Source organism: Pseudanabaena sp. PCC 7367, assembly GCF_000317065.1.
GTDB classification, from domain to species: Bacteria; Cyanobacteriota; Cyanobacteriia; order Pseudanabaenales; family Pseudanabaenaceae; genus Thalassoporum; species Thalassoporum mexicanum.
Window position 1 is genome coordinate 1,413,783 of record NC_019701.1, and the last position, 13,790, is coordinate 1,427,572.

General features: G+C 47.2%; 9 protein-coding genes and 1 riboswitch. Of the genes, 5 read left to right on the forward strand and 4 right to left on the reverse strand.

The window, feature by feature from the left end; translation table 11 throughout:
- Positions 1–223: 223 nt before the first annotated feature.
- Complete coding sequence (locus PSE7367_RS20210) at positions 224–3,118, reverse strand: penicillin-binding protein 1C (protein ID WP_156800348.1); 2,895 nt, start codon at positions 3,116–3,118, stop codon at positions 224–226.
- A 681-nt stretch (positions 3,119–3,799) separates the two neighbouring features.
- Here PSE7367_RS20210 and PSE7367_RS05485 point away from each other — a divergent pair.
- Entirely contained in the window at positions 3,800–4,120 is a 321-nt protein-coding gene (locus PSE7367_RS05485; protein WP_015164383.1) for a DUF2470 domain-containing protein, read from the forward strand.
- Here the strand turns inward: PSE7367_RS05485 and PSE7367_RS05490 are convergent.
- Complete coding sequence (locus PSE7367_RS05490; RefSeq protein WP_015164384.1) at positions 4,117–5,223, reverse strand: class I SAM-dependent methyltransferase; 1,107 nt, start codon at positions 5,221–5,223, stop codon at positions 4,117–4,119. The genes PSE7367_RS05485 and PSE7367_RS05490 overlap by 4 nt on opposite strands.
- 389 nt (positions 5,224–5,612) lie before the next feature.
- Here PSE7367_RS05490 and PSE7367_RS05495 point away from each other — a divergent pair, with 389 nt between their 5' ends.
- The 4 genes from PSE7367_RS05495 to PSE7367_RS05510 all read left to right on the forward strand — a co-directional run bounded on the left by PSE7367_RS05495 (position 5,613) and on the right by PSE7367_RS05510 (position 11,874).
- Entirely contained in the window at positions 5,613–6,647 is a 1,035-nt protein-coding gene (locus tag PSE7367_RS05495; protein ID WP_015164385.1) for a hypothetical protein, read from the forward strand.
- 79 nt (positions 6,648–6,726) lie between these two features.
- Entirely contained in the window at positions 6,727–7,566 is an 840-nt protein-coding gene (locus PSE7367_RS05500; RefSeq protein WP_015164386.1) for a SirB1 family protein, read from the forward strand.
- Between the two features lie 279 nt (positions 7,567–7,845).
- Positions 7,846–7,938: riboswitch (cyclic di-GMP riboswitch) on the reverse strand.
- A 324-nt stretch (positions 7,939–8,262) separates the two neighbouring features.
- Positions 8,263–9,699: a cation:proton antiporter gene (locus PSE7367_RS05505; RefSeq protein ID WP_015164387.1), complete on the forward strand. Its 1,437-nt coding sequence runs from the start codon at positions 8,263–8,265 to the stop codon at positions 9,697–9,699.
- 555 nt (positions 9,700–10,254) lie between these two features.
- A complete protein-coding gene (locus tag PSE7367_RS05510; protein ID WP_015164388.1) occupies positions 10,255–11,874 on the forward strand; it encodes a tetratricopeptide repeat protein in 1,620 nt (539 codons plus the stop codon).
- A gap of 105 nt (positions 11,875–11,979) precedes the next feature.
- On the opposite strand, the gene PSE7367_RS05515 is transcribed toward PSE7367_RS05510, so the two are convergent.
- Together PSE7367_RS05515 and PSE7367_RS05520 are read right to left on the reverse strand one after the other, a co-directional pair.
- Positions 11,980–12,537, reverse strand: a complete 558-nt coding sequence (locus PSE7367_RS05515; RefSeq protein WP_015164389.1) for a Panacea domain-containing protein — start codon at positions 12,535–12,537, stop codon at positions 11,980–11,982.
- A gap of 56 nt (positions 12,538–12,593) precedes the next feature.
- On the reverse strand, positions 12,594–13,592 hold the full coding sequence (locus PSE7367_RS05520; RefSeq protein WP_015164390.1) for a homogentisate phytyltransferase: 999 nt from the start codon (positions 13,590–13,592) through the stop codon (positions 12,594–12,596).
- Between the last annotated feature and the right edge of the window lie 198 nt (positions 13,593–13,790).

Here is a 13,790-nt window from a genome sequence, read left to right on the forward strand (position 1 = left end):
GATCGATTTTTCAACCTAGCTTTTTATTTTAGTTTTAATCGCGGCTTTTGGGCAGTCGATTTGTTTGGGCTTGGGGGCGACAGGGGCGGCAACTGGTTTAGTTCCGGCAATGGGGCAACTGGATAAGGCGAGGGGAAGAGTTGGATTGAAGGCTTGAGCGATGCTTTCTTGCTATTTTTTGAAGCAGTTTTTTCAATTAGTTGCTTAATTAGTTACTTGACAATCACTTAACGATCGAAAAGCCCCGCTTCAGCGACGGTGGTGGGGCTAGCTCAACCGTGAAACTAACCTGATCGCGGCGATCGCCACTTGCCACTTCTAATTGCCATTCACCGGGTTGCAACTGCCAGAACACCGATTGAGCCTTTCCCGTTGCCAGCTTTTGACCATTTAAATACCAATCCACCGATTGTGATGGCGCTCTGGCCAGCTTGAATTCCAGCTTCTGGGCAGCGATCGCGGCGGGGACATCTTGAGCCTGATCTTGCTCTTGATCTTGGTCTAAGTAATCAGGCTGATTACGATTAGCGATTTGCTCAGATTTATCAGATTTACGGGATTGCTGGGATTGCTGGGATTGCTCATAACTAGCTGCCACAATCCGATCGAGCACAAAGTAGTCGTCATTGCGAGGCGACACAATCCGGAGCCCCTGTTTTTTAAGATTACTGGGGTAAGCAGCAAGTTCGGCGGATTCAGGGCGATCACTAGTTGTGGTGGTGGCGATCGCAGCTTGATTGATTTGCTCAAGCTTAGAGGTTTCAGATGCGGTGTGGTTTGAATTATGGGGAATGGCGACGATCGTCTGGGTAGGATTAATCAGGCTGGCGATCGATTGCTGGGCTAACCACTCGTTATATTCCGGTGGCAAACTCAGTTGATATTCAGCCAGGGTATTTGACTCTAATTGGTCTAAGTCTAAGGAGTCGAGGCGATCGCCATGCTCCAACGAAACTAATTCATAAAATGGGTCGGCATTATTTTCATATTCAGCCAAAGTCTCTGGCCACAAATACTCCTGCACCACCACCGGACAGGGCGGCGATGGCTTCGCGCCGGAGATCGCACAGATCGGCTTTTTCACCATTTCGCGCGGTGGTGAGAATGGTTGGGGCTGCTGATTTTTATACTTACCGCTTTCATATAAATGCATCATAATGCGTTGCCACAGGGGCGCAGCACCACTCACCCCAGACACCTGCCGCATTGGTTCACCATTAAAATTACCCACCCAGGTGGCCACGGTGTAATCCTGGCTAAACCCAACTGTCCAGGTATCGCGGAAATTAGAGGACGTGCCAGTTTTGACCGCTGCCGGGAAGGGCAGATCCAGGGCAGAATTAGTGCCAAATGAACTAACCCTGGCATGGCGATCGCTGAGCATGTTCACAATCAGTGCCCAGGTATCTGGGGCTATGGGCAATTCGGGCTGATCGATGGACTGAGCGGCTTGATTATTAATATTCTTAATCGATCGATTTGTTGACTGATTTAACTGGTTCAACCGATTCAATCCAAGGCGATCGATATTCTGCCCAGACCTGTGGTGATTGCGGCGATTGTTGTGGCGATTACTATTGCGATCGTTACTAGTCTCATCACTATGATCAGCACTTTGATCAGACTGATGCATCACTGCCGACAGGGGGAGTGGTTCGCCTAACCGTGCCATCGTGACATAAGCACCAGCCAACTGCCACAGACTCACCTCACCACTCCCCAAACTCAAGCCCAGACCATAGTAATTTGCTGGCCGATCGAGGTCTTTAAAACCCAATTGCTGCAATCGAGCCAGAAAATTAGCCACCCCCACCTTTTCCAAAACCCTGACCGCCGGAATATTTAAAGAATTAGCCAGGGCAGAACGAACCCGCACTGGCCCTAGGAAATTACCGCTATAGTCGATCGGGTTATAGAGCCTGGCTCCAGGGATCGCATAGTAGGCGGGGACATCGGCCAGGATTGTGTTTGGTTGAATCAGGCGTTTTTCCAATGCCAATTGATATAAAAACGGCTTCAGGGTTGAACCCGGTTGTCGCAGTGCCTGCACGCCATCATTGCGGCCACGTCTAGCCTGAGCAAAATAATCGGTCGATCCAGCATAGGCCAGCACTTCGCCAGTGTGATTATCGATCGCCAGAGCCGCAGCATGGCTCACATTTTGCGCCGTCAGGGAGGCGACAATTTGCTGGATTTGAGCGGTGGTAAATTCTTGCAGTTCTCGATCGATCGTGGTGTGAATCGGGATCGCTGGATTGGCAGGCAGGCGATCGGCCAACCAAAACAAAAAATGAGGCGCGGCCATAATGCCCTGTTGGTCAAGGGGTTGAAATACCACCTGTTCGCGGGCAACCCGATCGGCAAGGTCGGGGGCAATATAATGATCTGCGACCATCCGATCTAAAATATAGCGCTGCCTTTGTTTGAGTCGATCGCCAATTTTCGCTTGCCCCTGTGCAGTATAGGGATCAAGACGCACCGGATCATTGGGCAATGCCGCCAGGATTGTAGCCTGAGCCAGATTTAGCTCACTGGCTGGTAAGCCAAAATATAATCTTGCCGCCGCTTCCACGCCATAAACATTGCCGCCCATCGGCAAGCGATTGATATAGGCTTGCAAAATATCCGGTTTGCTCATGCCTGCGGCCAAACGCCAGGCTAGCCAGATTTCCTTTAGTTTATTGTTCAGGTTGCGATCGGGATGGTCAGATAACAATCGTGCCAATTGCATCGTAATCGTTGAAGCACCGCTAATAATCCGCCTTGCCCGGATCGCGGTGATTGTGGCTCTGGCGATCGCCCTGAGATCTACGGCACCATGCTGATAAAAACGCTTGTCCTCAGCAGCAATAATTGCATTGATAAAATTAGGCGCAACCCGATCGAGGTCCACAACCGCAGTATGTTCTTGATCGCGGGTCAAGATCGTGCCCAGTGGCAAACCATTACGATCGACAAATTCCAGGGCAGTTTGATTTTGGGTAATATCCTTGGCTTTAATTGGCGCTAGGTAGGGTAGCGATCGCACCAGGAAAAACAACGCCACCAGAGAAACCAACAATCGGGCACTGAAGCGAGCAAACTTTTGACGGCGCGATCGCTTGCCCTTTATCCGCATTAGCCTGCCAATGGATTTAATTAACCTGGCTAGCCGCCTCATTTTTAAATGACTCCCAGCATGACATAGACCTAATTAATAATCTGTCTGGATTGAATTGAATTGATTGCTCCGATCCTAAATCTGCTGATCCAATACTTGCAACACAACCATTCCCAAATTTAGCTACCCCTGGTAATGGGCATTGCAAATTAGTGCATAAGTGCTACAGATGAATAAATTAGAGTCTACTATTGCGACGTTAGCAGCAAGCAAGTTGTTGCCTAATCATTACTAAACTAATAACCGGCTAATAAGCGGTAAATTACTTCTGTTCGTTGTGCCAGGGGCAATCGCTGCCATGCTCGCTAAGCATAAATACCAAAAAGTTATTGCGACCAGAGTATAATCGCCCAAATCTGGTTTATGGTTATGTAGGCATATTTACTATTTATATGTGTAACTTGCTTAAATATTAATAACTGATATACCCCAAAATTCCGTTATTCAAATCCTGAATCGAGTCATAGGATTATTAATGCACGATATTCAATGTGTTATCGATCATTTTAGGGGGTGTCAAAGTTGGTTGTTTGGTTAAATCAGTAAACTGGCTGGAATGATTAGGATTTGGCGATCGATGCCTTTAATACCTTCCGCTAATCAATGGATCAAATTAGTAAATTCAAGGTGTGAGCAGTAATGAGCGGTTCAATTTCTAAAAACATTAGCGATCGCATTTGTAAACATATGAACGAGGATCATATAGATGCTTTGTTAATCTATGCCCAGGTTTATGGCAGTGTTGAAGATGCCTCGGCTGCCCAAATGCAGGCGATCGATAATCATGGTATGGATCTGAATGTCCAAGTTTTCGATGGTGCAGCAGTGCCAGTGCGGATTAATTTTGATCATACGCTCAGTGATGCAGAAGATGCCCATCATACCCTGATTGAAATGGTGAAGCGAGCCAGGCAATCGCCCCGATCGCCCCACCAAGCTATGAGCAAATCTAGACTCTAGCTTTTTCTGACTAGATAATAATTGTTTTGGAAATCATGCTCTAGTTTTTTGATCTCAACCTGATTAAAGCCAGCCTCTTGCAACATTTCCTGGGCTTTTTCTTCGCCCCACATTGCCCCCAAGCCATCTCCACCTGTTGCCAATGACACAGACATGCAATGCATACAGGAGATCGTGTACATAAATGGTCCTGCTGGGTTATCTAGATTGCCATCCACATGACTATGGGCATAGATGTCCTGCATCAAGAACAATCCATCAGCCTTAAGCGCTTGATTAATTTTGGCTAGCACCAGATCTGGCTTGGCCTGGTCATGGATTGCATCAAAAGCAGTAATCAAATCAAACTGCTCCACCGCTTCGATCGCTGCTGCATCCTTAACCTGGAATTGAATATTAGTTAGTCCTAATTCTCTGGCCTTACAGACAGCAGCTTCGATCGTTTCGCGGGAAATGTCATAACCCACAAAGCGACTATTGGGGAACAGGGCTGCCATTTTGTTGAGGGCGCGGCCACTACCACAACCTACATCCATCACCTCAATCCCTGCCTCAAGAGCCTCCACCAGACCAGGCACCAACGGCAGGATCGCCTCCTCTAGGGCTGATACCACCGTTTGTTCGCTATCCTCTGCCATCACCTCATGGAAACGGCCATAGGCCGAGTAGGGAACACCACCACCCTGTTTAAAGCATTCCACGATTTTATCTTCCACACTGCCCAGCACCGCAATATATTGGGCAAATGCGGCTATGTTGTTGGGGGAGGCGGCTCTGGTCAGAACTGCTGCATGTTCGCGGGGCAGGAAATAGGTCTGTGCCTTGGGGTTATATTCAATGATGCCACCTGTGACCATTGCCCCCAGCCATTCTTTGATGTAGCGCTCGTTTAAACCAGATGCTCTGGCAATTTGCAGGGTGGTTACGGGCGGGAAGTTGGCCATCACATCAAATAGGCCAGTGCGATGCCCGATCGAAGTCATCATTGCAATCGAGCCGCCATTGATCATATCCATCATTCTTTGAGCAAATGCATCGGTTCTGGATTCATCGAAGTCGGCTTCTGGTGAATTTTTTTCTAGTTTTACGGTTTGAGTTGTCATGGTTAATCTCTATTTATGGATTGCAATTAACGATCCCAGCACTTTTTGGATCATTGATTTGCATAGTTAATTTGTATAGTTCTCTCCGCCTGTATGGTTTATTATGGGCTACCGATCGATCGCCTGCCGTGATGGGGAGGGGTGGCGATCGGTGATTCTAAAGTTGTCTTCTGGTGATGCAGGGGCAATCAAAAGGTGAGCTAGGGCACAAATTTACTGTTTGAGAAGAAAGCTTTAGGCAATGTCTCCTTGCTTAACTTATATTATTAAATGGCCATCTCGCCAAGCCAGCCTGAGTTTTGCAACACCTTTCACACATATGTGAACATGTTTTCGGCTGCTAATTCTGTAAGATAGGTATTGGGTTTTTTGAGGTTTTGCGTAACTTAATGGCTGCTACTAAGCTATCGGTAAAAGATAAAAAAGAGATTTTGCGCCTGTACTGTGATACGGACGCATCAACTACGAGTTTAGCTAAGCAGTATGGAGTTAGCTCTAGCACTGTATTGCGATTGCTCCAGGAGTTAATGTCCCCGGAGGAATATCGGCAAGTTGTATCTCAGAAACAGACAAAAGGCAAGAAACGAACTAAGTCAAAGTCTCGATCGACTGCTGCTAAGCCAGCTAAGCCAATTCCGGCAGAAGCAGAAACTAAATCTAAAGCCAAGCCAAGTAAGGCCAAAGGCACCAAAGGTAAGGATGTTGATCAAGATCAAAATGGCGAACAACTAAATTTAATTGAGGCGGAGCAAGACACCCCCTCCAAGCCAGCTAAATCAAATCGGCGGCGGCGGTCAAATTCGGCCGATCGCAGCAGCACCGGAAACAAAGAGCAGTCGAAGGAAGCAGATAGTCCGGTAAAACTGGTAGAGCCTGATGATGAAGCAGGTGACCGGGGTCAAATCCAATCCAGCGCTAATCTTGATCAGGAAAACATCGACGATGAGATCGCTGAGGATTTAGCTAGTGAACTGGCGATTGACGATCTGGTTGGCGATGAATTTGGTGATGAAGATGATCTTGACGACGACGACGAAGATGAAGATGAAGATGATCTAGATGACGATGAGCCTGAAGATTCAGAAGAAATTACGCGTCCGACTACCAAAACTCGTGATCAAATCGCAATTTTGCCCCTCGATGCGGCTGAATTACCCAATACTTTGTATGTGGTGATCGATCGCGCCGCAGAAATTATTACCAAGCCCCTGAAAGACTTTAGGGAATTGGGGCAAATTCCCACCGAAGAATTACATCTGGCCACGATGCCAGTATTTAACAATCATCGGGTGGCACGACGTTTTTCCAATCGCAATCAAAAAATCATCAAGTTTTCCGGTGGTCTGCTCCATGCCGCTCAACAGAAACTAGCGGAAAAGGGGATTATGCGATTGCTATTCGACGGCCAGGTTTATGCGTTGTAATAATTGCGATCATTTAACTAAGTTGACCAATGTGACTGATTTGACTGATTGACTGATTTTCCCTAGCCCGTAATTTCTCATGTCCGAATTTAATTTATCGCCGGCACGGCAAAAGTTTTTGCAGATTGCCCGCTTGCCCGATCGCCAACTGGAGTTTAATCACCTGTTGGAAGCGACCTTGGCGATCGCCTGGGAAGAATATCCCCGCATTGACCTGGAGCATTATCGCCAGCAATTAGTGCAAATGAGTGCCGAGCTAGAGCCGCGTTTGGCCGGAGTTACCTATCCGCTCAAAATTATTAAGATTATTAATCAATACCTTTGTCAGGAGCAGGGCTTCAAGGGCAATCAACAGGACTACTACGATCCCCGTAATAGTTTTATTACCGATGTGATCGATCGACGTAAAGGCATTCCGATCACGTTGTCGCTGGTTTATATGGCGATCGGCGAGCAAGTAGGTTTTCCACTTGAGGGGGTGAGCTTGCCTGGGCATTTTATTATTCGACCACAACGGGATGATGTGGCAGTGTTTCTTGATCCATTTAATTGCGGTGAGATTATGTTTCCGGAAGATTGTGCCGCAAAGCTGGAAGAGGTTTATGGCCAGGCGATCGCCTTGCGATCAGAATATCTTGAGCCCGTCGGCATCAGGCGGATTCTGGAGCGGATTTTGATGAATCTAAAATTGATTTATTTACGCCGGAATGAACCAGCCAAAGCCCTGGCGGCGATCGAGAAAATTTTAATGCTGTTGCCCGATGCACCAGTGCAGCTAAGGGATCGCGGCTTGCTCTACTATCAAATGGAGCGATATATCGAAGCAAAGATCGATCTAGAAACCTACCTTGCCCATGCTCCTGATGCCCCGGATGCGGGGATTGTCAGCCGTTTGATCGCAGAAATGCCGACTAGCTAATTGCCAATAAGTATCCAATGGCATTAAGCTTCAATTCTTGCTAATTATTTATTCAGGGTCAAGTCCGGTAAATAATCATTACCAAAAACATGTAACCGTTGTGCTTGAAATGTTTTTCCGGCATTACGTGATCTAGATCAAATAACCTCTATAGGCAGAGGATGCTTACACTACAATTAGCAGCCAACACAACAACCATGCAGCAATAACAAACAGATAAGTTACCGCTAACCTGAGGGGAGCATAAATATATTCTATTTTGGGAAGATAAAGTATCCCTTCGGCATCAATAACTGTCCGTGCCAAATGTAGAGGTGGTTTAGGACTATTGATTTGCGCCTACCCTTTTCAAAGCAGTTGCCATTTTCGGGGATATGTGGGCTACACGGGGGGGAATAGGATAGCCCTGTACATAATATAAGCCAGCGTCCCAAATTAATCAAGGGGGTATTAGTAAAAAAGGCTACTTTTTACGATCGCAGTTTTTTTATTGCTATACCTAAGTTTTAATCAGTTCAGGCGAAATTATCTGTAGCGATCGACTCTTTTTTAATTTTTTCTTTATAAACTACTGCGTAAGGCTAGAATTACAGTCAAGTGCATAACTGAGCGATCGCTCATGGCAAAATCAGCTTTAATCTTAATTTCCGGCAATTACTAATCAAATAATCAAACTCACGTATTCTAAAATTCAGCATGTTTAACCCAACCCATCTTGCCGCCGTTTCCGTCGAAACCTCCAACACCTTTATTCTTACCGCCGTACTCCTCACCTTAACAGTGGTTTATTTAGCCAGTAAATTGGGTGGTGCTGTCTGCTCGCGGTTGGGTTTGCCGGAAGTTTTGGGGGAACTCTTGGGTGGTGTTTTGGTGGGTATTTCCGCTTTGCATGTGGTGATTTTTCCGGAACAGGGGGTTACGGCGGCGGACTCTTCAATCATTGCCCTGCTGGAGCTAACCTCCGATCTCACCGATCAGGGCGCAGGCGTAGTATTTCAGACCCAGGCGGCAATCATTGATTTGCTGTCGGAAATTGGCGTGGTGGTATTACTGCTGGAAGTGGGCTTAGCTTGCAATCTGGATGAATTAATTAAAATTGGCCCCAAGGCTGCCCTGGTGGCGATCGCTGGGGTGGCAACGCCATTCTCGATCGGTGCATTGGGTTTGATTTATTTATTCGGGGTAGCACCAATCCCGGCTGTGTTTGTAGGCGCAGCCCTCACTGCCACCAGTATTGGCATCACCGCCAAGGTACTCTCGCAATTGGGTAAGATCGCCACCACCGAAGGGCAAATAATCATTGGCGCAGCAGTATTAGATGACATCCTGGGAATTATTTTGCTAGCCGTAGTGGCAAGTCTGGCTAAAACAGGCGAAGTAGACGTAGTAAATATTGGCTATTTGGTAGTGGTGGCCAGTTTGTTTCTGGGGGGGGCAATCCTGCTGGGGCGGCAATATAGCAATTGGATAGTGAGAGTATTTGGCGAGAATCAGGGACAGTTATTGGTTTCAGCGCTGATCTTTGCGCTGCTGATGTCCTATTTGGCTTCAGCGATCGGCCTGGAAGCTTTGTTGGGAGCATTTGCGGCTGGCTTAATTCTAGGCGAAACTACCAAGCATAAAGAACTCCAACAGCAGGTTATGCCGCTGGCCTATGCATTGGTGCCGATCTTTTTTGTAACGGTGGGCGCAAGGACTAATATTGGGGTGTTAAATCCCCTGGTGCCGGAAAACCAACAGGGTTTGGTGATTGCTTTGTTTCTGGCGGTGGCGGCGGTCATCTCCCAACTGGCAGCCGGATATGTGTTGCCAGCCAAAGATAACCTCAATCGCCTGGCGATCGGCATTGGCATGATTCCACGGGGCGAAGTGGCACTGGTGTTTGCCGGGATGGGGTTGAGCAGTGGTGTATTGAGTGAGTCGTTGAATGTATCGATCGTGGTGATGGTGATTATGACTACGTTTATTGCGCCGCCATTGGTGAAATGGGCAATGAGCGATCAGCGCTTCCCACCGGATCAGGGCGAAGAAAATAACGATCATGGCGATCCTGTTGATCATGCTGAAGAGACTGCCAATAACTCCAAACCATTGGAAGATCAGGGCTTAGAGAACCAAGGCGCAGGGGTTTAGTGATTTAGACCCTACAGCATCGCAATCTTACCAAGTATTTCAAAGTATTTCAAAGTATTTGTTGGTCGATCGCCCTTGCCATCAATCGGGGCAAACTTAAGCCAACCAGTGTGAACTGAGTGGGAACTTTGAGATTGAATTTCCAGTCAGCGCCACTAGATCAAATGGCCTAAGGGCTTGCTATGAGTATCTACGAATATGGCTAAGGATATAGCGATCGCCTCGGTATGATTATGATCGATAGTTGCACTTTGGGATGCTTAGCGGTATGGCAAGCGATAGATTAGAGATCAAAACATCTACCGATCGGCTGAGATACATTACATCATCTCCAGCTTGCTTAATTACTGATGTTTGGCAACCTGGCCAAGCAACCCACTTAGAAACACCTAGGCTGGATGGGGGAGGATTTGTGCGCCAATTTTAGCTAAAATAAGGTTTCGCATAGCGCGTATATGTACCTATTTCTTAAGTTTAAGTAGTTATTAATTTGGCTAAGTCATAAGTGCTTTTATCCTCCTATCCACACTCTAGAAATCTAGACAAACTATCCTCATGACGATGCGAATCAATGGGATCGCCCTAGCCAGCCTCACCATGCTAGCGGCCGGTTTTACCGATATTTCAACTTTTCAAGCTAACGCACACATTACTGAGCGGGCTTTGGATCGCGGCAATGTGATTGCTCCTATTGCGGTCGAGCGATCGCTAAAACTAGAGCCAATTGCCCAGGCCAATAATGCCAATACGCCCCTGGCTCTGGTTGAAGAAGCCAATCGCCGCCGGGAAGCAAATCAACTCGATCGGGCGATCGCTCTGTACCGCGAAGCAATTGAGAAAAATCCGGTGTTTGTACCTGCCCACTATGGGTTGGGCGTAACATTGCGCCAGCAGGGAAATCTAGATGGGGCGATCGCCTCCCACAATCGCGCGATCGAAATTGAAGCCAGTTATACACCTGCCTACTATGGTTTGGGGATTGCCAAATATCAAAAAGGGGATTTTACTGGTGCGATCGCCGCCTATCAAAAAGTGATTGAACTGAGCGAGGCCGATGCAGCGTTAGCTCCCACCTACTACAATTTGGGGCTGGCGGAAGAAAGACAAAATAATTATCGTCAGGCAGCCGCAGCCTTCAGGCAAGCAATTACCCTAGATCCCAGTTATGCCTTAGCCCATAATGGCTTGGGTTCTGTACTACGCCAGCAAGGCAATCTAGATCAGGCGATCGCTGCCTACCGTCAGGCAACCACTTTGTCGCCCAATTTTGCTACTGCCCACTATGCCCTGGGAGTGGCTTTGTATGAGCGTAATGACTACAACGGCGCGATCGCTGCCTACGAGAAAGTAATCGCCATTAATAGCCAGTTCCCCAATGTGCACTACAACCTGGGAGTGGCTCTGACCGCCAATGACCAAATCGATCGGGCGATCGTTGCCTATCAACGGGCCACTGAATTGGATGTTAGTAATGCCGATGCCTTTGCTGCCCTGGGTAAAAACCTGCTAGAAAAACGCAGACTCAATGAAGCCGCTAATGCATTTCGGCGTAGTGTGGAACTCAATCCCAATGAGCCGATCGCCTATAATGGCCTGGGTTTAACGCTCCGTCGCCAGGGGAATCTAAGTGGGGCGATTACGGCCTATGAACAAGCCATTGCCCTCAATCCTCGCTATGCTTCTGCCTATAATAATTTGGGTCGTGCCCTTTCTGACCAGGATCGACCCGCCGATGCGATCGTTGCCTTCCGCAGTGCAACTGAGTTAGATCCTAACAACAGCGTCGCCTTTAGTAATCTGGGACAATTGCTTCGCACCCAAGGGGATAGCACCGAAGCGATCGCCGCCCTAGAACAGGCAATCAGCCTCGGTAAGCCGGAACTCTGGTCGGACTATACCAATCTTGGTTTAGCTCTGGCTGACCAGGGTGATCTCACCAAAGCGGAAGCAGCCTACCAGAAGGCGATCGAATTGCAGCCCACCTTTGCTAGAGCCCATTTTGGCATGGGGGCATTGCAAACCGCCCAGGGTAATATCCGTGATGCGATCGCTGCCTACAAAGAAGCGCTCCGGCTCTATGAAGCAGAAGACAGCACCGAATGGGTACAGCGCACCCAGCGTGCATTACAGGCTTTACAGGGTACGATGCAATCGCAGTATCAGATTATTTATTAGTTCTTAGTTATTTATTAGCAAATCAACTAAGTTTGATAATTAGGTTGCTTGCAGTGAAATATAGAAGTCTTTGACGTTTTGAGGCGATCGGCGACTGCTTGGTCATCAACTAAACACTGCATCAATTTGGGCAGCTTCAGCTAGTTCTTCTTCAATTCCTTCTATTTCTGCCTGAGCCATATTCTCCGCCACTAGAATATCTCTGTAGTCGATCGGTAGCACCAAATCGTCAGGATTTATCAATTCTGGTAACTCATCGTGGAGTAGTTTAACTAATTCCCATTGATTTAGATTTCCATACTTTTCAAAAACTGACTCGATAATATTGTGCTCCGCTTCGCTTAAAAAGTCTTGATCTATAATTTCCTTTCTCAGCCGCATATTATGCGCATCAACTGCCTCAATATATATATCCCAATGGGAGAGTTCATTGGGTGGGTGCCCAGCATTAATCAGAGCTAAGGTGGTGTTCAGGACTGGGCCATATTTCATCAAGATATAGGTATCAAAAGTGATCGGGGCACCAAGTTTGATCAAAGCAGTTCGATCGCAGAGGTACATTAGCTTCATCAACTTTAAGTAAGTGATGCTGCCATCGGCAAGTTGAATTAGTCTAACAGCCAGTTGGGTGGCTTTGGTTTCGCTAAATTTAGGACGTTTCATAGTGTAACTATCGTTTGACCGTTATTATGATTTTATCCTGGCTACATTCAGCCAAGCTACAAATAAGCCAGCATACAGGCGATCGGGAAAACAATATATTCCAGGTAAAACAGCTTCCAGATAAATTGATAAAAGCTAGCGATCGAGGGGCGATCGCCCAAACGTACCTGCCGACTTCGCCACCACATTAATGCTCCCAACAAGCTATGGGCAACTAGCATTGCTATTGGACTTACACCAATCTCGATTTTGGTAAAAAATGGTAATAACCCCACGACAGCAAAAGCAAGGTAAAGCCACAGCAAAATCTGGCGCGAGAGATTAAACACTACGCTCTGCCCCAGACTGATCGATAGGGTCATGATATTAAATTTGGCATCCCCTTCAATGTCGGGCATGTCCTTGAAGATGGCGATCACATAGGTGAAAATCAAAATAAACGCGGTCAGGAGCCAGATTGAAAGCGGTATTCGCCAACTCTCGCCCAGAGACAGCCCCAATTTAAGCTGCTGGAAATGCAGAAATAACCCCAGGTTCACGATTACGCCACGCACCGTAAAAATGCACAACGAAGCCCAAAATGGAAACCGCTTCAATCGAATTGGTGGTAGTGAGTAAACTGTACCAATTAGTAAGCTAATAATTACGGTCAGGGTCAAGAACCAGCCTTGCATCAGCGCGATCGCCACTGCCATAATGCCAGTAATCGCTACGATCGCCTTAGCCTGTGGTGGCGAAAAGTCTCCTGCGGCCAATGGCAAATGCGGTTTATTGATTTTGTCGATCTCAATGTCCAGAATTTGATTTAGACCCACAATATAAACATTGCCGCATAAGCAGGCAAACCATGCCCAGAGCAAATTAGAGATAATGGTTAGGTTAGTCAAGCCCAGTGCATCAGTAGCTTGTAGATTCAGCAAGTTAGTTAAATCCGCAGCATGGGCGATCGCAAATAGGGCAAACACACTCAGGCTGGTGCCAATGATCGTATGGGGGCGGCTGAAGCGACGCAGGGCATCTAGCTTATTGGTAGTGAAGGCGGCAAAATTAGTCACGGTTGAAGCTGTAGGTAAAAACTAGAATTTTGAATTGATGATTGATTAATAATCTAATTATCGCTAATCAAATTAGCTCCTAATCGATCGTTGAGCTGGCTCTGGCTGAGGCTCTCTATTATTGGGGGGATTGAATTATGCTATTGGCGATCGCTGGCTTAACCACCCGCCATATTCAACCGGATCATGCTTGAAAGT

Excerpts from the sequence above, each read along its gene's own strand:
- PSE7367_RS20210 (WP_156800348.1), bottom strand. The coding sequence starts at position 3,118 with ATGCGGATAAAGGGCAAGCGATCGCGCCGTCAAAAGTTTGCTCGCTTC.
- PSE7367_RS05485 (WP_015164383.1), top strand. The coding sequence starts at position 3,800 with ATGAGCGGTTCAATTTCTAAAAACATTAGCGATCGCATTTGTAAACAT.
- PSE7367_RS05490 (WP_015164384.1), bottom strand. The coding sequence starts at position 5,223 with ATGACAACTCAAACCGTAAAACTAGAAAAAAATTCACCAGAAGCCGAC.
- PSE7367_RS05495 (WP_015164385.1), top strand. The coding sequence starts at position 5,613 with ATGGCTGCTACTAAGCTATCGGTAAAAGATAAAAAAGAGATTTTGCGC.
- PSE7367_RS05500 (WP_015164386.1), top strand. The coding sequence starts at position 6,727 with ATGTCCGAATTTAATTTATCGCCGGCACGGCAAAAGTTTTTGCAGATT.
- PSE7367_RS05505 (WP_015164387.1), top strand. The coding sequence starts at position 8,263 with ATGTTTAACCCAACCCATCTTGCCGCCGTTTCCGTCGAAACCTCCAAC.
- PSE7367_RS05510 (WP_015164388.1), top strand. The coding sequence starts at position 10,255 with ATGACGATGCGAATCAATGGGATCGCCCTAGCCAGCCTCACCATGCTA.
- PSE7367_RS05515 (WP_015164389.1), bottom strand. The coding sequence starts at position 12,537 with ATGAAACGTCCTAAATTTAGCGAAACCAAAGCCACCCAACTGGCTGTT.